This is a genomic window from Halorubrum tropicale (assembly GCF_001280455.1).
GTDB lineage: Archaea > Halobacteriota > Halobacteria > Halobacteriales > Haloferacaceae > Halorubrum > Halorubrum tropicale.
This window is the reverse complement of the sequence record NZ_LIST01000001.1, coordinates 305,276-323,710: the sequence shown is the minus strand read 5'-3', so window position 1 is coordinate 323,710 and position 18,435 is coordinate 305,276. Positions and strand designations below refer to the sequence as shown.

The 18,435-nt window shown below is 71.7% G+C and carries 22 protein-coding genes; 12 read left to right on the top strand and 10 right to left on the bottom strand.

The features are described 5' to 3' along the window. The first annotated feature begins 9 nt into the window (after positions 1–9). Positions 10–585, top strand: a complete 576-nt coding sequence (gene thpR / locus AMR74_RS01455; protein WP_053770294.1) for an RNA 2',3'-cyclic phosphodiesterase — start codon at positions 10–12, stop codon at positions 583–585. A gap of 10 nt (positions 586–595) precedes the next feature. On the opposite strand, the gene AMR74_RS01450 is transcribed toward thpR, so the two are convergent. Continuing rightward, positions 596–1,870 carry a hemolysin family protein gene (locus AMR74_RS01450; RefSeq protein ID WP_053770293.1) on the bottom strand — a complete coding sequence of 425 codons (1,275 nt, stop codon included), beginning with the start codon at positions 1,868–1,870 and terminating at the stop codon, positions 596–598. Positions 1,871–2,040: 170 nt separating this feature from the next. On the opposite strand from AMR74_RS01450, the gene serA reads away from it, so the two are divergent. Then, positions 2,041–3,645, top strand: coding sequence for a phosphoglycerate dehydrogenase (gene serA / locus AMR74_RS01445; RefSeq protein ID WP_053770292.1), 1,605 nt, complete (start codon positions 2,041–2,043; stop codon positions 3,643–3,645). Positions 3,646–3,875: 230 nt separating this feature from the next. Here serA and thrC read toward each other — a convergent pair whose 3' ends face one another. From thrC to AMR74_RS01425, 4 genes are all read right to left on the bottom strand, one after another. After that, complete coding sequence (gene thrC / locus AMR74_RS01440; RefSeq protein ID WP_053770291.1) at positions 3,876–5,159, bottom strand: threonine synthase; 1,284 nt, start codon at positions 5,157–5,159, stop codon at positions 3,876–3,878. 107 nt (positions 5,160–5,266) lie between these two features. Continuing rightward, positions 5,267–5,482 (bottom strand): DUF7569 family protein, encoded by a 216-nt coding sequence (locus AMR74_RS01435; protein WP_053770290.1) that lies wholly within the window; start codon positions 5,480–5,482, stop codon positions 5,267–5,269. 82 nt (positions 5,483–5,564) lie between these two features. Continuing rightward, a complete protein-coding gene (gene upp / locus AMR74_RS01430) occupies positions 5,565–6,242 on the bottom strand; it encodes a uracil phosphoribosyltransferase (protein WP_053770289.1) in 678 nt (225 codons plus the stop codon). Between the two features lie 99 nt (positions 6,243–6,341). Then, positions 6,342–6,587 carry a hypothetical protein gene (locus AMR74_RS01425; protein WP_053770288.1) on the bottom strand — a complete coding sequence of 82 codons (246 nt, stop codon included), beginning with the start codon at positions 6,585–6,587 and terminating at the stop codon, positions 6,342–6,344. A gap of 58 nt (positions 6,588–6,645) precedes the next feature. Here AMR74_RS01425 and AMR74_RS01420 point away from each other — a divergent pair, with 58 nt between their 5' ends. Next, positions 6,646–6,972 (top strand): hypothetical protein, encoded by a 327-nt coding sequence (locus tag AMR74_RS01420; RefSeq protein WP_053770287.1) that lies wholly within the window; start codon positions 6,646–6,648, stop codon positions 6,970–6,972. Positions 6,973–7,076: 104 nt separating this feature from the next. Then, positions 7,077–7,316 (top strand): hypothetical protein, encoded by a 240-nt coding sequence (locus tag AMR74_RS01415; RefSeq protein WP_053770286.1) that lies wholly within the window; start codon positions 7,077–7,079, stop codon positions 7,314–7,316. Between the two features lie 30 nt (positions 7,317–7,346). On the opposite strand, the gene AMR74_RS01410 is transcribed toward AMR74_RS01415, so the two are convergent. Continuing rightward, positions 7,347–8,606: a CobW family GTP-binding protein gene (locus AMR74_RS01410; RefSeq protein ID WP_053770285.1), complete on the bottom strand. Its 1,260-nt coding sequence runs from the start codon at positions 8,604–8,606 to the stop codon at positions 7,347–7,349. A 116-nt stretch (positions 8,607–8,722) separates the two neighbouring features. On the opposite strand from AMR74_RS01410, the gene AMR74_RS01405 reads away from it, so the two are divergent. From AMR74_RS01405 to AMR74_RS01390, 4 genes are all read left to right on the top strand, one after another. Next, entirely contained in the window at positions 8,723–8,932 is a 210-nt protein-coding gene (locus AMR74_RS01405; RefSeq protein ID WP_053770284.1) for a hypothetical protein, read from the top strand. A gap of 93 nt (positions 8,933–9,025) precedes the next feature. Continuing rightward, complete coding sequence (locus AMR74_RS01400) at positions 9,026–9,322, top strand: hypothetical protein (protein WP_053770283.1); 297 nt, start codon at positions 9,026–9,028, stop codon at positions 9,320–9,322. A gap of 28 nt (positions 9,323–9,350) precedes the next feature. Continuing rightward, complete coding sequence (locus tag AMR74_RS01395; RefSeq protein ID WP_053770282.1) at positions 9,351–10,304, top strand: ArsA family ATPase; 954 nt, start codon at positions 9,351–9,353, stop codon at positions 10,302–10,304. Positions 10,305–10,528: 224 nt separating this feature from the next. Beyond that, a complete protein-coding gene (locus tag AMR74_RS01390) occupies positions 10,529–12,415 on the top strand; it encodes a carbon starvation CstA family protein (RefSeq protein WP_053770281.1) in 1,887 nt (628 codons plus the stop codon). 90 nt (positions 12,416–12,505) lie between these two features. Here AMR74_RS01390 and AMR74_RS01385 read toward each other — a convergent pair whose 3' ends face one another. Together AMR74_RS01385 and AMR74_RS01380 are read right to left on the bottom strand one after the other, a co-directional pair. Beyond that, positions 12,506–13,138 carry a hypothetical protein gene (locus AMR74_RS01385; protein WP_053770280.1) on the bottom strand — a complete coding sequence of 211 codons (633 nt, stop codon included), beginning with the start codon at positions 13,136–13,138 and terminating at the stop codon, positions 12,506–12,508. After that, entirely contained in the window at positions 13,131–13,514 is a 384-nt protein-coding gene (locus AMR74_RS01380; RefSeq protein WP_053770279.1) for a cupin domain-containing protein, read from the bottom strand. The genes AMR74_RS01385 and AMR74_RS01380 overlap by 8 nt, the downstream gene beginning before the upstream one ends. Positions 13,515–13,671: 157 nt before the next feature. Here AMR74_RS01380 and AMR74_RS01375 point away from each other — a divergent pair, with 157 nt between their 5' ends. From AMR74_RS01375 to AMR74_RS01360, 4 genes are all read left to right on the top strand, one after another. Continuing rightward, a complete protein-coding gene (locus AMR74_RS01375) occupies positions 13,672–13,929 on the top strand; it encodes a hypothetical protein (protein ID WP_053770278.1) in 258 nt (85 codons plus the stop codon). A gap of 92 nt (positions 13,930–14,021) precedes the next feature. Further along, positions 14,022–14,708: a DUF5828 family protein gene (locus tag AMR74_RS01370; protein WP_053770277.1), complete on the top strand. Its 687-nt coding sequence runs from the start codon at positions 14,022–14,024 to the stop codon at positions 14,706–14,708. Positions 14,709–14,746: 38 nt separating this feature from the next. Next, the gene (locus tag AMR74_RS01365) at positions 14,747–14,986 is read left to right on the top strand and encodes a hypothetical protein (RefSeq protein WP_053770276.1); all 240 of its coding nucleotides are present in this window, start codon (positions 14,747–14,749) and stop codon (positions 14,984–14,986) included. A gap of 55 nt (positions 14,987–15,041) precedes the next feature. Next, complete coding sequence (locus AMR74_RS01360; protein ID WP_053770275.1) at positions 15,042–15,416, top strand: helix-turn-helix domain-containing protein; 375 nt, start codon at positions 15,042–15,044, stop codon at positions 15,414–15,416. Between the two features lie 24 nt (positions 15,417–15,440). Here AMR74_RS01360 and AMR74_RS01355 read toward each other — a convergent pair whose 3' ends face one another. Both AMR74_RS01355 and AMR74_RS01350 read right to left on the bottom strand, forming a co-directional pair. Next, the gene (locus AMR74_RS01355) at positions 15,441–17,570 is read right to left on the bottom strand and encodes a S9 family peptidase (RefSeq protein ID WP_053770274.1); all 2,130 of its coding nucleotides are present in this window, start codon (positions 17,568–17,570) and stop codon (positions 15,441–15,443) included. A gap of 81 nt (positions 17,571–17,651) precedes the next feature. Continuing rightward, positions 17,652–18,245, bottom strand: coding sequence for an IMP cyclohydrolase (locus tag AMR74_RS01350; RefSeq protein ID WP_053770273.1), 594 nt, complete (start codon positions 18,243–18,245; stop codon positions 17,652–17,654). Positions 18,246–18,435 lie beyond the last annotated feature (190 nt).

The following is an 18,435-nucleotide window of genomic DNA, read 5'->3' as shown; positions in this document are numbered from 1 at the left end:
TCGACCGAGATGCGCGCGTTCTTCGCCGTCGACCTCCCGGACCCTCTCGCGCCCGCCGTCGCGGACGCGCAGGCCCGGTTCGCCGACGCGCCCGGCGTCAACCCGGTCGACCCCGAACAGGCGCACGTGACGCTGAAGTTCCTCGGCGAAATCGGCGGCCGCGGCGACGGGGGGGACCCCCCGCTCGACGACGTGATCGCGGCCGGCGAGCGCGCCGTCGACCGCGCGGGCGTCGCCCCGTTCGAGGCCGAGGTCGCGGGGCTCGGCGTCTTTCCGAATCGCGAGTACGTCTCCGTCGCCTGGGCCGGGGTCGAGCGCGGCGGCGACGCCCTCGCCGCGCTCCACGAGGCGCTCGAAGCGGAGGCGACCGCGCTCGGGGTCGACCCGGCCGATCACGACTTCACGCCGCACGTCACGCTGGCGAGGGTGGAGAACGCGGCCGGCGCCGACGCGGTCCGGGACGCGCTCGACGCCGAGGCCCCGGAAGTCGGGACCTTCGCCGTCGACGAGGTCCGGCTGGTCGAATCGACGCTTACGCCGTCCGGCCCCGAGTACGAGGTCGTCGAGCGGTTCCCGCTCGCCTGAGGCCGCGCCCTCACGCGGCGTCGACGGCGAACCCGTTCTCGTCGGCGTGCTCCACCCGGACGCGCGTCACGCGCGTCGCGGTCGCCCCGGTGACGGCGAGCGTGACGGCGCCGACGGCGACGCGGTCGCCCTCCCGGGGCAGCCGCCCGAGCTGTCGGGTGACGAGCCCCGCGACGGTCTCGGCGCCCGCGTCCGCGGGGAGCGCGAGCCCGAGCGCCTCGTTGAGGTGCGAGACGGTCGTCCAGCCGCGGACGACGGCGGCGTCGGGGGCGACGACGGCGACGGCGTCGGTCTCCCATCGCCCGACCAGCTCGCCGACGACCTCCTCGAAGAGGTCCTCCAGCGTCGCGATCCCGACGACCGCGCCGTGCTCGTCGACGACGATCACCATCCGCGCCTCGCTGGCGCGCATCTCCGCGAACAGCTCGTCGAGGGGCTTCGTCTTGGGGACGAACGCCGGCTCGGTGAGCGCGCTCGCGAGGTCGGCGCCGCTCTCCTCGGCGCGGATCGCGTCGCGCACGTCGACGATGCCGACCACGTCGTCGCGGTTCTCGCCGTAGACGGGCATCCGGGTCACGCCCTCGCTCGCGGCCGTCGAGAGCGCGTCCGACGGGGTCGCCGTCCGCGGGAGCGAGACCACGTCGGTGCGGGGGACCATCACCGCGGCGACGGTCGTGGTCTCCAGATCGAGGACGCCGCGGATCATCGCGCCCTCGTCGGGGTCGAGCGCGCCCGCGGCCTCGCCCGAGCGAACCAGCGTCGCGATCTCCTCGCGGGTGAGGTACGACTCGATGTCCGACTCGCCGCCCGTGACCCGGTTGACGACGCCCGACAGCGCCTCGAACACGTACAGCACCGGGCGGAGCACGCGCTGGATCGCGACGACGATCCGCGAGACGCGGAGCGCGTGCCTCTCGGCGTTCGCGACCGCGTACGACTTCGGCGCGATCTCGCCGAAGACGATGACGAACACCGAGGTGACGAGTGTCGACCCCGTGGCGGCCTCGCCGCCGGAGAAGCCGAACCGGACGAACACCGCGGTCGCCACCGACGCGGCCGCGATGTTGGCGACGTTGTTGCTCACCAGCGCCGTGACGAGGAACCGGTGCGAGTCGTCGCGCAGCGCCGACAGCGCCCGGGCGCCCGGGGCGTCCGTCGCGACGAGCGAGTCGATCCGGTGGGTGGGCACGGAGAACACCGCGAGCTCGGAACTGGAGAAGAAGGCGCTCACGGCGGTCAACGCGAGGATGGCGCCGACGCCGACGAACGCGATCGTGAGGTCCATACCGTCCCATGCGGACGGGTATAAAAGGGAATACCGACGCGGGAGGTACCCACGAACGCGCATTCTCCACCCGAAACGCAGGGGTCGATGCCCACGTGCGCGGATCCGATCGGGCGGCAAAACGGCGCGATGAGGAAAGCGTTAACCCCGCGCCGCGGGTGCGTTTCGGCATGAAGGTACTCGTGACCGACCCCATCGCGGACGCGGGGTTGGACCGACTCAGAGACGCCGGCCACGAGGTCGTCACCGACTACGAGGCCGAGGGGGAGGCGCTGCTCGACGCCGTCGCCGACGCCAACGCGCTGATCGTGCGGTCCGGAACCGACGTGAGCGAGGCCGTCTTCGAGGCCGCGAGCGACCTCGTCATCGTCGGCCGCGCCGGCATCGGCGTCGACAACATCGACATCGAGGCCGCCACCGACCACGGCGTCATCGTCGCGAACGCGCCCGAGGGGAACGTCCGCGCCGCCGCCGAGCACACCGTCGCGATGACGTTCGCCGTCGCGCGCTCGATCCCGCAGGCGCACGGCCGCCTCGTCGGCGGCGAGTGGGCGAAAGGCGAGTTCCTCGGCACCGAGGTGAACAACAAGACGCTCACCATCGTCGGCCTCGGCCGCGTCGGCCAGGAGGTCGCCAAGCGCCTCGACTCGCTCGGGATGGACCTGGTCGTCTACGACCCGTACATCTCCGAGGAGCGCGCCGACCGCATGGGCGCCGAACTCGTCGAGGACCTCCACGACGCGCTCGCCGCGGGCGACTTCGCGACGATCCACACCCCGCTCCTCCCCGAGACCGAGGGGATGATCGGGGAGGCCGAGCTGGCCCAGCTGGAGGGCGGCTACCTGATCAACTGCGCGCGCGGCGGCATCGTCGACGAGGGCGCGCTCGCCGCGGCGGTCGACGACGGCGTCCTCGCGGGCGCCGCGCTCGACTCCTTCGCGGAGGAGCCGCTCCCCGAGGACTCGCCGCTGCTCGACGTCGAGGAGATCGTCTTGACGCCCCACCTCGGCGCCTCGACGGAGGCCGCCCAGGAGAACGTCGCGGTCGACACCGCGGAGGCGGTGTTGGCGGCGTTCGACGACGAGCCCGTCCTGACCGCGCTCAACGCGCCCTCGGTCGACGAGAGCGCCTTCCCGCGGATCGAGCCGTACATCGACGTCGCCGAGACCGCCGGGAAGGTCGCCGCCCAGCTGCTCGACGGCCGGATCACCGAGGTCGAGGCGACCTACGAGGGCGACATCGCCGCGGAGGACGTGGACCTCGTCACCGCGAGCGCGCTGAAGGGCGTCTTCGAGCCGCTGGAGTGGCAGGTGAACGCCGTGAACGCACCGCGGCTCGCCGAGGAGCGCGGTATCGAGGTGACGGAGTCGAAGACCCGACAGACCGACGACTTCCAGAGCCTCGTCCGCGTCACCGTGCGCAACGGCGACGACGAGATCGCGGTCGAGGGGACGCTGTTCGCGGGCGAGGACGCCCGCATCGTCCGGATCGACGGGTTCCGCGTCGACGCCGTGCCGTACGGCCACATGCTCGTCGCGCGCAACACCGACGAGCCCGGCGTCATCGGGCTCATCGGCACCGTCCTCGGCGACCACGGCGTGAACATCGCCGGGATGTTCAACGGCCGGGAAACCCAGGGCGGGCAGGCGCTCACCGTCTACAACCTCGACTCGGCGGTCCCCGACGCCGCGATCGAGGAGCTGCTCGCGGACGGCCGCGTCGTGGAGATCACCGAGATCACGCTGGACGGCGCCAGCGGGCGCGCCGACGAGTAGAACCGGACTGACCGACGCGCCGGCGAGCGGAAACCGGCGCGGCCGAGCCGCTCACTCCTCCGCCGCGAGCGCCCCCGTCGGCGCGACGAGGTCGTCCGGCGCCGTCATCGAGCGGTCTACCGACGCGTCTGTTGTACCGTAGGCCGGTATTTACTACGAGCCGTGCCGCCCGTGCGTCCGAGCGGCGGGGTACCGAGAGGTCGGCGACCGCGAGGATCGTCGCGGGGGACTCAGTCCCGCAGGTGCTCGACGACGGCGTCGACGTCGTTCGGGACCGGTTCGGGCTCGCCGCCGGCCTCGTAGGCGGCGTCGGGGTCCTTCAGGAGGTGCCCGGTGGTGAGGCAGACGACCCGCTCGTCGTCGCCGACGACGCCCGAGCGACGGAGCTTCTTCAGGCCCGCGAGGCTCGCCGCGGAGGCCGGTTCGACGCCGACCCCCTCGGCGGCGAGGTGACGCTGGGCGGCGGTGATCTCCGGGTCGCTGACGGCGACCGCGGTGCCGCCGGTGTTGCGGATCCCCGGGATCGCCTTCGGCGCGTTGACCGGGTTGCCGATGCGGATCGCGGTCGCGCGCGTCTCGACCTCCTCCCAGCGCCGGATCTCGTCGTTCCCCTCCTCGATCGCCTCGACCATCGGGGCGGCCCCCTCTGCCTGGACGCCGGTGAGCTTGGGGACCTCGTCGACGTCGAGCGCGCCCGCCTGGACGAGCTCGCGGAACCCCTTGTACAGCGCCGAGGTGTTGCCCGCGTTGCCGACTGGGAGGACGATCCGGTCCGGGAACGCACCGTAGTCGGCGTAGAACTCCTCTAATATCTCGAAGCCGATCGTCTTCTGTCCCTCCAGACGGAACGGGTTCAGCGAGTTGAGCAGGTACGCCTCGCCGCGGGCGGCCAGCGCCTGGACGATGTCGAGGCAGGCGTCGAAGTTGCCGTCCACCTCCAGGATGCGCGCGCCGTGGAGGCTCGCCTGCGCCACCTTCCCGGCCGCGACCTTCCCCGCGGGGAGGAGGACGAGCGTCTGCATGTCGCCGCGGCCGCCGTAGGCCGCGAGCGCGGCCGAGGTGTTGCCGGTGGACGCGCACGCGAGCGCGCCGACGCCCAGCTCCTTCGCGACGCGGACGCCGACCGTCATCCCGCGGTCCTTGAACGAGCCCGTGGGGTTCATCCCCTCGTGTTTGATCCGGAGCGCGTCGACGCCCACGGCCTCCTCGATGCGCGGGACGCGGTGGAGGGGGGTGTCGCCCTCGGGGAGGGTGACGCCGAGGTCGAAGGGGAGCGCCTCGCGGTAGCGCCAGACGCCGCGCTCGGGGCCGTCGGTCGGCGCGCCCGACCCGAACTGGTCGAACGACGGCGGGTCGTCGTACCGCACTTCGAGCAGGCCGTCGCACTCGTCGCAGGTGTACCGGACGTCCTCGAAGGGGGCGAACGTCTCGTCGCAGTCGATACACGCGAGCCACGTCCCGTCGGCGGCGCAGTCGGGCGCCGCCGGGGCCGGGGCGTCGATGGCGAGATCCATTACCACGGGGTCCGTCCCGCCGACGCTTAAGCCGGCCGGTCGGAACGGACGTTGCCGGCCGGAGCGAAGGTGTTCGGCCGTCCCGCTCGGAGCGACCGCCGCGGGGCTCAGTCGACGATGATCTCGGAGGTGTCGTCGCTCTCCTCGCCGCCGGAGCCGAGGCGGTCCTGGTAGCGCTGGATCCAGTCGGCGAAGCAGTCGGGGCAGAGCCGCTGGGTGTCGATGTTCGCCCGGTCGACGCTCAGCCGGACGGTGCGCGCGAGCGCGTCCGTGGTGGGGTCGCCGCAGGCGTCGCAGGGCTCGGTCGTCGGCGCGTCGCTCATGTCGTACCGGTCGCGGCGGCGGCTCTTAAAAGTACGTCGACGGGAGCGGGGCCTCGCGGGGGCGACGCGCCTGCCGCGAACCTCACACCGTACGGAACGCCCGGTCGCCCGCGTCGCCGAGGCCGGGGACGATGAACCCGTCGTCGTCGAGGTGATCGTCGATGGCGACCGTCAGGAGGTCCGCCTCGGGGACGGCCTCGCTCACGCGGACGAGGCCGGCGGGCGCGGAGACCGCCGACAGCACGAACAGGTCCTCGAAGTCCTCGGCCTCGTCGAGGACGTGGTCGAGGACGGCGACCATCGTCGAGCCCGTCGCGAGCATCGGGTCCGCGACGATGACGGTGTCGTCCGGTCGGATCTCGGGGAGCTTCACGTAGTCGACGGTGATCGGGAACTCGCCGTCCTCGGTCATCCCGGCCTCCTCGTCGCGGCCGGCGGAGATGACGCCCTGCTTCGCGCGGGGGAACGCCTTCAGGAGCCCCTCGACGAACGGGGTCGCGGCGCGGAGGACGTTGATGATCACCACGTCGTCGAGGCCCTTCACGCGCTCGCCGGTGGTCTCCTCCAGCGGGGTCTCGACCGGGACGTACTCGGTCTCCATCGCGCCGTCGATGATCTCGTAGCCGCAGATGCGGCCGAGCTTCACGAGGCCCTTCCGGAACGCGACCTGCTCCGTCTCGGCGTCGCGCAGCCGCGAGAGGGTGTCCGTCGCCAGCGCGTGCGTGATGAGGTACGCGTCGTCGCGGTCTTCGATCGTCATTGGTCGGAACCGCGGCCGGAACGGTCTTAAAACGTGGCGTGTTGGCCGCTCGACCGACGGCGGTCGACGCCGAGAGTCGCCGGCCGCACCGGCCGACCGCTACCGGAGCACGGCGACGTACGTCGCGGCGAAGAGGATCAGCGCCAGCGTCGCGACGTTGCGCGCCGACAGCGTCGCCGCGCCGAGGAGGTCGAGCCCCCAGACGACCATCCACGCGAACCACGTCGAGAGCACGGCGTTCATCGCGAGCAGCACCTTCGGGTCCCCCGAGGAGCGCTCGACCCCCTCGCGGATCCCGGGGCCCCGTTCGTCGTCTCCCCCGTCGACGCTCTCCTCGGCGCTCATACGCCGACTGGCGGGTGTGCGCCACTTAGCTCTTGTCCGTCCGGGACGTACGGCGGCCATGGTCGCAGCGCCCCGCCCACGCAACCGCCGCGGCGAGCCGATAGACCCGGTCCCGTTCCTCGTGACGACCGGGCTCGCGTTCACGCTCGTCTTCTCGTTCGGGCCGCTGTACGGGCTCGCCTACGGGCTGTCGCTCCCCCTCGCGCTCGCCGCCTCGGCGGTCGGGTTCGCCGCGGTCGCGCTGGTCGCGCACCGGCGGCTGGTCCGGTCGGCGCCGCCGGTCGACGCCGGCCCGCTCCCCTCCGGACAGCGGTTCGAGCGGCTGCTGTACGCCGGGGTCGGGCTGGGCGTCGCGTTCCTCGCGCTCACGCTGCCGCTTTTGTGACGGGGCGGCGGGGCCGAGCGGGGCGATTCGGGACCGCGAGTCGGCTGTGCGACTCGATCGCACGACACCGGGAGACTAAGACGATCGATGCTGACAGTTAGGGCATGGGGATCTTCGACACGGTGACCGACGCGCTCGCGGGCTCGACGCAGCGGGCGCCCGGCACCGCGGGCGACGACGGCTCCGAGGGGGCGTACTGGTGCGACGGCTGCGGCGTCCGCGTCCGCGACGTCGACGTGGACGACGAGGGGCTCGACCGCGACGCCGAGGGGACGCCGACCTGTCCCGACTGCGGCGACGCGATGCGCTTCGAGCGCGCGACCGGGAGCGGCTGCGCCTGCTGAGCGGCCGAACGGCCACGGTTTCGAACGGTTCTACGGCTCCCGGAGCGCGACCTCGTCACCCTGCTCGGCGGGGAAGGGCGCGGGGTCGACCGCGGCCGGGTCGTCGCCGACGCCCGGGTCGCCGAGCTCCGCGAGTTCGGCGTCGGTCAGCAGCGCGTCGTCGAACCGCGAGACGAGCCCGTCCGCGTCGAACTCGGTGCCGATGACGACGTACTCCGTCCGGCGGTCGCCGCGCTCGTCGTCCCAGTCGAGGTCGGGGCGGTTCGCGCGGAGCATGTCCCGCTCGACCGCCGGGACGCTCGCGATCCAGGGGCCGAGCGCGGTGACGCGGACCGAGCGCCCCGCCTGCCCGACCTGCTGGCGCTGGCCGGTGCCTGCGACCCACAGCGTCCCCTTCGAGCGGACCACGCCCGCCGGGAGGTCGCGGAGGACGGCGGCGATCCGGTCGGGGTGGAACGGGCGCCGGCGGCGGTAGGTGACGGAGGTGACGCCGTACACCTCGTCGGGGTGGCGGTGGTCGTGGCCGCCGTCGTCGCCGTGACCGTGCTCGCCGCCGTTCGAATCGGCTTCGGCCAGCGCGCGCTTCCAGCCGGGGAGGTCGCCGAGCGCGCGCTCGTCGAACAGGCCGACGTCGAGGATCCGGTCCGGGTCGACCGCGGAGAACTCCGTGACGACCGTCTCCGCGTCGGGCTGGAGCGCCCCGACGAGGTCAACCGCCTCGTCGATCTCCGCCCCGGTACAGAGGTCCGCCTTGTTACACACCACGAGGTTCGACACCTCGACCTGCTCGACGAGGAGGTCGGAGAGGGGCCGGTCGGCGTCTCCGCCGCCCGCGTCCGGGTCGACGCGGCGCTCGGGCGCCTCGTCGCCGGCGAACGCGTCGAGGAACTGGCGGGTGTCGATCACCGTCACGAGCGCGTCGACGCGGTACCGGGCCGCCGCGCGGGACTCGGTCGTGAACAGCCGCGCGACGGGCGCGGGTTCCGAGATGCCCGACGACTCGACGACGAGGGCGTCGAAGGAGCGCTCGTTGGCGAGCCGCACCACGGCGCTCTCGAGGTCGTCCTGGAGCTCGCAGCAGATACAGCCGTTCGACAGCTCCGTGACGCCCTCGACGCCGACCTCGGACTCCTCGGCGATCAGGTCCGCGTCGACGTTCACGTCGCCCATGTCGTTGACGAGGACCGCGACGTCGCGCTCGCCGACGTTCCGGAGCAGGTGGTTCAGCAGCGTCGTCTTGCCCGCGCCGAGCCCCCCCGAGAGCACGGTCACCGGGATGCGGTCGTCCATACGGCCGGATCGGCCACGACGCTCTTCAAGCCCCCGGCGGCGTCCGCCGGATCGGGGGCGGACCGAGCGCGTTCCGAGCCGATACGTTGATAGGCGGTGGTCGTCGAACTCGGGATATGGTTCTGTCCGCCGCTACCGTCTCGCTGGTCAGCATCACGGTGACGGTGCTGATGGTCGCCGCGATGCTGTACCTCGTCTGGGGAGCACTCGACAGCGACATCCACAGCCCGAGCCCCGGCGACGACGACCGACCGGAACTGGACGACGCCGAGGACGGCGAGTCCGACGAGTCGGCGAGCGAACTCCCGGACGGCAACGCCGCTTGAGGACCGACGTAGCGGGCGACCCCCGCCCCGGATCCGAGCCTCGCCGCCCCGACCGCGACAGCTTTTAGCACGCGAGGGGAGTCATGACAGACGATGACAGTAGCCGATCGGATCGAACGGTTCCGCGCGGTCCTCGAGGAGTGGGCCCGAGGCCTGTATCACGGGATGATCACGCACCCGGCCTACGAGAAGATCGAGAAGGAGGCCGAGGACACCGAAGACGAGTTCATGCTGGCGTGTTTCCCCGACGCTTTCGGGATCCCGTCACCCGTGTCGTACTACACCGCCGAGCTGCTCCCGTACCTCGAAGACGAGTTCGAGGCGTGGGAGCGGCGGCTGTGGGACCGCGACAGCCTCATCGAGCGCAAGGGCCAGCAGTACCACTTCTGATGACGGCCCGGCGCTCACTCCCCGACTGATGGAGCAGTTCGTCTTCTTCGGCGGCAAGGGCGGGGTCGGGAAGACGACCGTCTCGTGCGCGTACGCCCACCGCTGCGCCCGCGAGGGCCTCCGGACGCTCGTCGTCTCCACCGACCCGGCCCACTCGGTGTCGGACGTGTTCGACCAGCGGTTCGGCGACGAGCCGGAGTCGGTCACCGGGGTCGAGGGGCTCGACGCGATGGAGATCGACCCCGAAGACGAGATGCAACGGCACTTAGACGAGATCCGCGAGTCGCTTTCGGAGCAGGTGTCGGCGGCGATGGTCTCGGAGATCAATCGCCAGCTGGAGATGTCTCACGGGACGCCCGGCGCGTACGAGTCGGCGCTGTTCGACGCGTTCGTCGACGTGATGCGCACGGAGAGCGAGCCGTACGACCGGGTCGTCTTCGACACCGCGCCCACGGGCTCGACGCTGCGGCTGCTCGGGCTCCCCGACTTCCTCGGGGACTGGATCGACCGGCTGCTGTACAAGCGCAAGCAGTCGATCGACCTGTTCGAGAAGGCCGCGGTCGGCGACATGGAGCCGCGACGCCTGCTGGAGGGCGACCCCGTGATCGAGCGGCTCCAGCAGCGCAAGGAGTTCTTCGAGTACGCCGGCGAGACGATGCGAAACGAGGCCGCCTTCTTCCTCGTGTTCAACCCCGACCAGCTGTCGGTCAACGAGACGGCGCGGGCGATCGAGGGGTTCACCGACCGCGACCTGCGCGTCCGCGGCCTGGTGGCGAACAAGCTCACGCCGTCGCCGGACGACGACGAGACCGGGCGCGGCGCGCGCTACCTCCGCGAGAAGGTCGAGACCGAACGGGACCGCCTCGCGCAGGTGCGCGAGGGGTTCGACCCGCCGCTCGTCGCCGAGATCGAGTCGCGCACGACGGAGGTCCGCGGCGACGTGCTCGCCGACGTGGCCGCGTCGCTGGACGTCGAGCCGTGACGCGCGGCGCGCCGGCCGAGTTCCGCCGGACCGCACCGCCGCCCCGGATCGCGCGCGAGGTCGATCGGGGCGACGACGGATCGGATTTTATCTATTAACTGGAGAAATAAATCGAATCCCCGCGGCGACGAAAGTGCGACTGGCAGATATTGTCGTTAACCATCATGAACGAAAGTAACGTTTAAGTTCGGCATAGTGAACCGGTACCACGAGGCAGGGAACTCATGACAAGTGTAATTTGGATCGTCGTCGCCGTGCTCAGTACGTTCACCGTGGGATACATGGGCTACTCGCGGTACCTCTCTCGGTTCGTCGAACTCGACGACGACCGGGAGACGCCGGCACACAAGTACGAGGACGGCCAGGAGTACGTACCGGCGAAGAAGCCGGTGCTACTGGGGCATCACTTCTCAAGCATCGCGGGCGGCGCGCCGATCGTCGGCCCGATCACCGCCGGGGCCATCTGGGGGTGGGTCCCGGCGCTTCTGTGGGTCGCCATCGGCAACCCGCTGATGGGCGCGGTCCACGACTTCATCTCGCTGTCGGGGTCGATGCGACACGAGGGGAAGTCGATCGGGTACATCATCGGGGAGTACGTCGGGGAGCGCGGCAAGAACATGCTGCTGTGGTTCGCGTTCCTCACCATCATCCTCGTGGTGGCGGTGTTCGCCTTGGTCGTCGGAATCGTGTTGAACGCGTTCCCGTCGGCCGCGACCGCGAGCCTCGTGTACATCGGGCTCGCGTTCGCGTTCGGGGTCTACCTCTACCAGCTCGACGGCCCGTTCCTGCCGGGGACGGTCGTGTTCGTCGCCGGCGTGTTCGCGGGCGTCTGGCTCGGTATCCAGTACCCGCTCGCGCTGTTCCCGGCGGTCGAGACCGGCGCCTACCCCGCGGGGACCATCGTGCTCTTCGAGTTCCTCGGGAACGGCGCCTGGCTGCCGGGCGCCGTGATGAGCGCCGACGCCATCCTCCAGCCGAACGTCGCCGCGTGGGTGCCGGTCATCCTCATCTACGCGTCGCTCGCGAGCGCGCTCCCCGTGTGGGTGCTGCTCCAGCCGCGCGACTACCTGTCGTCGTTCCTGCTGTACTCGGGCGTCGGCGGGGCGCTCCTGGCGATCATCGTCGGCACGCTGCTCGGCACCTCCGCGCAGCCGCTGACGATCGACCCCTCGATCGGGGCGTACATGGGCTTCTTCGGCAGCGAACTCGCGATCGACACCAGAGGGATCACGCCGCTGTTCCCCCTGCTGTTCGTGACCATCGCCTGCGGGACGATCAGCGGCTTCCACTCGCTGGTGTCGTCGGGGACGACGGCCAAGCAGCTGAACAAGGAGAGCGACGCGCGCCTCATCGGCTACGGCGGCATGCTCGGTGAGGGGCTGCTCGCGTCCGTCGCGATCTCGACGCTCGCGGTGGCGGGCGCGACCTCGGCGGCCGCCGGCGGCGGCATCGGCGGCGCGCTGCCGAACTTCGCGACCGGCGGCGGGATCATCCTCACCAGCCTCGGGATCCCGCAGAGCTTCGGCGCGCCGTTCATGGCGCTCGTGCTGGTGAGCTTCCTCCTCACCTCGACCGACACCGCGGCGCGGCTCGGTCGGTACATGATGGAGGAGATCGTCGGAACCCGGGGGAGCGGGACGACCACGGGGTTCTCGACCGACCTCGGCAGCTTCGCGAAGGGGCGGTACACCAACCCCGTCGTCCAGTCGCTCGTCGCGTACCTGCTCGTCATCTCCGGCGAGTGGGTGACGCTGTGGGCCCTGTTCGGCGGCGCGAACCAGCTGCTCGCCGCGCTGGCGCTGCTCGCGGCGACCGTCTGGCTCGCCAACTGGGACGAGTCCAAGCAGCTCGCCTCCACCGGCGTCCCGATGACGATCATGGTGACGATCACCGTCCTCGGGCTGTCGTGGGTGGCGCTGTGGGACAACCTCTATCAGAAGCTCATCCTCGGGAACGTCACCGCGCTCAGCGGACAGATATCGGCGGTGGTCCAGATGGGCTTGGCGTTCGTGCTCATCTATCTCGCGCTGTCGCTCGTGCGCATCGGCTACGGCAACATCACGAGCGTGCGGGGCGGGAGCGGGGCGGCCGCCGAACCGAGCGACGACTGACCGGCGCTCCGGTCGCGTTCGTCGCGGAACGGATTTTTTCGCCGACTCGACGGCCCGGACGGGGAGCGACGGCGCCGCCCGGTCGGCGGCTCAGCTCCAGAAGCGCTTCGCGAACCGCGAGAGGAACCCCTCGTCCTGCGAGTCGACCCGCTCCCACAGGCGGAACGCGGCCGCGGTGTCGGCGTTCTCGCTGGCGACGAGCGACTCTCGGTCGGGCGCGACGACGACGAGGTTCACCTCGTAGTGGCCGTAGTACCCGAACGTCAGGAGGGTGCGGTCGCGGAACCCGTCGACGAACTCGGCGACGTCGTCGGGGATCCGGTCGGCGACGAGGACGACGGTGACGTCGGTGCCGTAGTGCTCCTCGTGGGCGTCCACCCGCTCGTCGGCGACGCCGTGGGCGAACTCGACGAGCCGCTCGGCCTCGTCGACGCTCGGCGTCGCCACCCGGCGGGCGAAGACGAACTCTCGCATGTCGTGGTCTGCGTAGCTCAGCGCGGGGTGGAGGAACTGCTTCTGGTTGCGCACCCGCATCTCCGCGGTCATGTCGAACCGCTCGCCGTCGACGACGACGTCGCGGTCGAGGTCGTAGCTGTACATCAGCCGGTCGGAGACGCGGTCGAGGTACTCGTCGTCGTAGTCGGGGACCGCCTCGCGGATCTCCGCCGGCAGCTCCTCGGGGTCGCGACGGGGGGCCTCGCCCGGCGCCGCGTTCTCACTCATCGTCGTCGGGGTCGTAGGCGACGGCGTCGCCCGAGGCCGGCGGGGCGCCGATCGCCAGCACCGTCACCGGGTCGTCGGCGTCGGCCGGGTTGTACGCGCGCTGCGGGCTCTCGGGGTTGACGACGAACAGGTCGTCGGCCGGGACCTCGTAGGTCTCGTCGGGCGTCTCGACCGCGAGCGTCCCGTCAAGGACGTAGAACGCCTCCTGTTGGGTCTCGTGGTAGTGGTACGCGAGCGGCAGCTGCTCGCCGGGCGCCGCCCGGAACCGGTTGACGGCCGCCGCGTCGAGCCCTCCGGGGTCGGACAGTTTTCGACACTCGCAGGGGCGGTCCGGCTCCGGTTCGACGGCGTCGACGTCCACGACGCGATATCCCATGCGAACGCATTCCACGGAGGGGGTCAAAAGGGCGTCGGCGGCGGTAGCGAGCGGCGGTTCGGGCGGCGGCGGTAGCGCGCGGCGGGCGCGAACCCGCCTCGCTCGGAGTGAGCCGCGGATTTAAGACCCGCGACACCGTATCGCACGGTGAACGACCATGACAGACGAGGCCGACCGGACGGGCGCCGACGAGTCGGTCGAGGCGGAGGCGTGCGGGCGCTGCTCGATGTCGACGGTCGTCGGGGCGGTCGCGAAGGACCAGTCGCCGGAGGAGCGGGCCGAGCGCGATCCCTTCCGGGGCGACCGGATCGAGGTCGACGAGTCGGCGGTCCGGCGCGTCTCGCCCGCGGGGTACCTCGGCGACCTCAAGGATCGGCTGGACGCGTTCGCGCGCCGGGTCGCGTACGGTAAGTAGCGTCGGCCGCGGCTCGGCCGTCGACCCGCGAGCGGCAGGTCACGTCAGTTCGGGGAGACTTATACGCGTCCGTTCCGTAACGGTGGCAACCGATGGAAGAGAGCATCTCCGGCTTCAAAGTGCGCGGCGACTGGGGCGACGTCGTCGAACACGGCGAGCGGATCGCCCTCGCGCTCCGAGAGGTCGGCGTCGACGGCGACGCCTACTACGAGTTCGACGAGTGGCGTCCCAAGACCCACGAGCGGATCGACGAGGACGTCTCGGAGAAGACCGCGGCGCAGGCGTCAGTCGACGAGGGGGAAGGCGAGCGCGCGGGGCAGTCGCCGGGCGACGACCTCCAGACGGCCGGCGAGAAGCTCACGGAGTCCTACGAGAAGGTCGAGGAGAACGACACGGAGAGCGCCCGCGAGAGCTGGGGCGAGTCGATCGAACACGTCGCCCGCGCGGCCGACTCCGCCAGTCGGAAGGCGCTCCGGAAGGTCGAGGACGCCGTTTACCGCAACGTGATGACCCAGATGGCGCCGTACTACTTCGACAACGAGCTCGTCAGCGCCAACATCCAGGAGGTCGCCCGCGCCGAGGACGGCGAGACGTTCGTCTTCGAGGTGAACGTGAACGACGACGAGCTGAAAGACGAGGTGTCCGCGGTCCTCGACGAGTACGAGGCCGATATCGACCGCTGGCACGTCGAGGCGGAGAAGCGGACGGAGGACGTCGCGGCCGCCGAGGGCGTCGAGCCGCCCGCCGAGGAGGGCGGCCCGGACTCGACGACGACGTGATCGGTCGCTTTTAACTCGCTGACCGCCGAATCGCATCCATGAGCGAGGTACTCCGAGTCGAGGCGGGCGAGCTGTCCGCCGACGAACTCATCGACGCGCTCAACGACGGCCGGCGGATCCTCGTCGACGTGGAAGTCGCCGGCGCCAACCACGAGGTCGCGCTGCGGTACGACGGGGAGACGTACCACTGCGACACGCCGACGAACCTCCACCGGCACGCGGACGAGTCCGGGATGCGGGGCTGTCTCGACCAGATGGGCTACGCGGCCGAGGAGTGACCGCGCCGCGCGGGGATGACGGAGGTTTAACACCGCCGCGCGCGGAACGAGTGACATGAGCGACCCCGAGATAGAGGACCTCGTCGGCGACGCCTCCCCGTCGTTCGAACACGTCCTCTCCTGCGTCTTCGGCGTGCGCGACCACGAGAGCCGCGCGTACCTCGCGCTGTTGGAGTACCCGGGCAGCACCGTCTCGGAGCTCGCCGACGCGCTCGACCGCGACCGGTCGAACGTGAACCGGTCGCTGTCGACCCTGCGGGAGAAGGGGCTCGTCGAGCGCCGCCGCCGGCTGCTCGACTCCGGCGGCTACGTGTACCAGTACACCGCGATCCCGGTCCCGGAGGCCAAGCGCCGCCTCCACGACGCGCTCGACGAGTGGGTCGCGGACGTCCACGACGCCATCGACGGGTTCGACCCCGACGAGCGCTGAGCGGGCGCTGCGGGCGCGTTCCGGTTACGACTCGTCGCCGTTCCCCTCGCCGTCCCCGTCCGCGCCCGCCGTCAGCCCGTCGTCCTCGGGGCGGTCGAGCGCGCGCTCGGCGTCGTGATGCTCGGAGTAGCCGTCGAACCACCGCGCGATCCGCTCGATGCGGTCGACGACGTGTGCCGGCTCGCCCGACCGGGAGAGCTCGTGGCCCTCGCGGGGGTACCTGACGAACCGCGTGTCGACGCCGTTCTTGCGGAGGATCCGGTGGTACAGCTCCGCCGTACAGATCGGCGTCCGCGTGTCGTCCTCGGAGTGGATGAGCAGCGTGGGCGTGTCGACCGCGTCGGCGTGGCCGGTCGGCGACTGCTCCCAGAGCCACTGCGGCTCCTCGGAGGGCACCGTATCGAAGTCGCCCTCGACGAGCTTGTAGGCGGCGTCGGTCGAGCCGTAGAAGCCGGTGAGGTCGTAGACGCCGCGCTGGGCGACGGCCGCGCGGAAGTAGTCGGTCTGCCCGACCGCCCACGAGGCCATGAACCCGCCGAAGGAGCCGCCGGTGACGAAGGCGTTGTCGGCGTCAATCTCGGGGCGGTCGGCGACCGTCTCGACGCCCGCCATCACGTCGTCGAGGGTGACCGCGCCCCAGTCGCGCTCGATCGCCTGCATGAACGCCTCGCCGTAGCCGGTCGAGCCGCGGGGGTTCGACCAGAAGACGGCGTAGCCCCGGGCGGCGAGCGTCTGGAACTCGTGCCACATCGTCCCCGCGGTCGACCACATCGCGTGCGGCCCCCCGTGGATCTCCACCGCGAGCGGGTACGGCTCGTCGGCGTCGGCGGCCGCGTCCCCGTCGGCCGCCGGCGGCGTCAGCAGCCACCCCTGGATCTCGACGCCGTCGGACTCGAAGCGGACCTCCTCCGGCTCGCCGACCGCGCGCTCGGCGAGGTAGTCGGCGTTCAGCTCCGTCAGCCGCGTCGTCTCGTCCGCGGCGGCGTCGTACGCGAACGCGTCGCCGGGGTGGTCCCACTCGCTGGCGGCGTAGGCGACGGTCACCGACTCGGGGTCGGCGCCCGCGTCGCCGCCGACCGTCGCGCCCGACACGGTCCCGGGCCGGAGCAGGCGCTCGGGCTCGGCGCTCCCGTCGGTGGGGACGTGCCACAGCGCGGTCTTCCCCTCGTCGGGCGTGGCGAAGTACAGCGTCTCGTCGTCCGGGCCCCACTGCGGCGCCGTGTCGCGGGCGAGTCCCCGGTCGATACCGCCGGTGAGGTCGGTGACGGCGCCCGACTCGGCGTCGAGGACGCGGAGGTCGGTCGGCTGCATCGACACCTGCTCCGGCTCCGCGTGCGTGAAGGCGACGCGGCCGTCGGCGGTCGCCGCGAGCGCGGCGCCCCAGCCGGTCGTCGTGTGGACTGCCTCGGACTCGCCGCTCGCGAGGTCGTGGGCGCAGATCGCGATCTCGACGGAGTCGTCGGGGTCGTCGCCGACCGCCTCGGTGTAGTACAGGGTGTCGGCGTCGCCCCACGACGGGGCGGCGAAGTCGGCGTCGCGGTCGGTGACGCGCTCGACGGCGCCCGACTCGGCCGGATCCGGGTCGGTGACGCCGCCCACCGAGGCGTCGGCGTCGACGACGTAGACGCCGGGGCGCCGGCCGTCGAAGTAGCGCTCCGCGGCCCGGTAGACGGTCCGGTCGATGACGCGCGGGTCGGGGTGCTCCTCGGGCTCGTAGCCGTCCGGCACCGCGAGGTCGCGGTCGGCCTCGCGGTCGTCGGCGGTCGCGGACTGGACGAACGCGATCCGCTCGCCGTCGGGCGACCACGCGATCTGCGAGACGCCGCCGACGGCGTCGGTGACGCGGCGGGCCTCGCCCCCGTCGAGCGGGAGGACCCACAGCTGCTGGCGGTCGTCGTCGGCGCCGCGGGTGGAGGTGAACGCGAGGCGGTCGCCGGAGGGGCTCCAGCGCGGCTCGGCGTCCGAACCCTCCGAGAGGGTGAGGCGGCGCGGCTCGCCCTCGCCCGCGGCGTCGACGAGGTACACCGTGGTCTCGTAGCTGTCGTCGCCGTTCGGCTGTCGGCGCACGAAGGCGACGCGGTCGCCGTCCGGCGAGACGCGGGGGTCGGACGGGACCGCGAGATCGTGGTAGTCGGCGGCGGTGATCGGCTCCATGCCCGTCACTCGGACGGGGGAGCCAAAAGGCGTCGGGAGGCGGAAAGGCGGTCGGCGGTCGATATTCTCGGGCGGGGACGATCAGTCGCCGCCGTTGTCGAACGCGAGCGAGACGCCGTCGCCGTCGACGGTCGCGCCCGCGGCGCAGACGGGGTGTTCGAGGTCGGCGCCGAGCAGTTCGGTCGCGACCGACCCGGCGTCGGTCGCCGTCAGGTCGTACGGCTCGGGGGCGTCCGTCTCGTAGGTCGCGACGACGGTCGGCTCCTCGACCGACTCGACGAGCAGCGCGTCGCGGCGGACGGTGCCGATCGTCGCCGCGTCGGCGCCGACGACGCCGGCGACGCGGGGCGTGTCGTAGTCGTCCTTCTCGTAGTCGAGCGCGAGCAGCGCCGACGCGAGCGCGTCGCGGGTGGGGTAGCCGCGCGCCAGCTTCTCCGCGATCGGGTCGACGTGCGAGCCGTTGCCGAGGACCGCGAGCGGCTCCCCGGTCGGGGTCTCGACCGCCCGCGCGCAGTTGTACGAGACGTACGGGTTGTCGGTCTCGGGCGCGTCCGCCGTCGGCCCGACGGTGAGCGTCCCGCCGCAGTCGCGGACGCGACGGTTCGGGAACGAGCGCGAGGAGACGCGGTAGCCGCCGATGCCGGGCGCGACGACGACGAATCGTCCGACGTACATACAGGGTCGTGCGGATTCGGTCCTGTAAAGCGCGTCGATATGCCCACGAACGCGATCCGGCGAGAGGTGGTCGGCCCCGGCGCGGCCACCCCTCCCTCCCGACCGCGCCCCGCCGGGAAGCCGTCCCGTCAACCGATCGCACGGCGGCCGCAACGCGCAACGCTTACAAAGACGTACTGGCTATCGATGG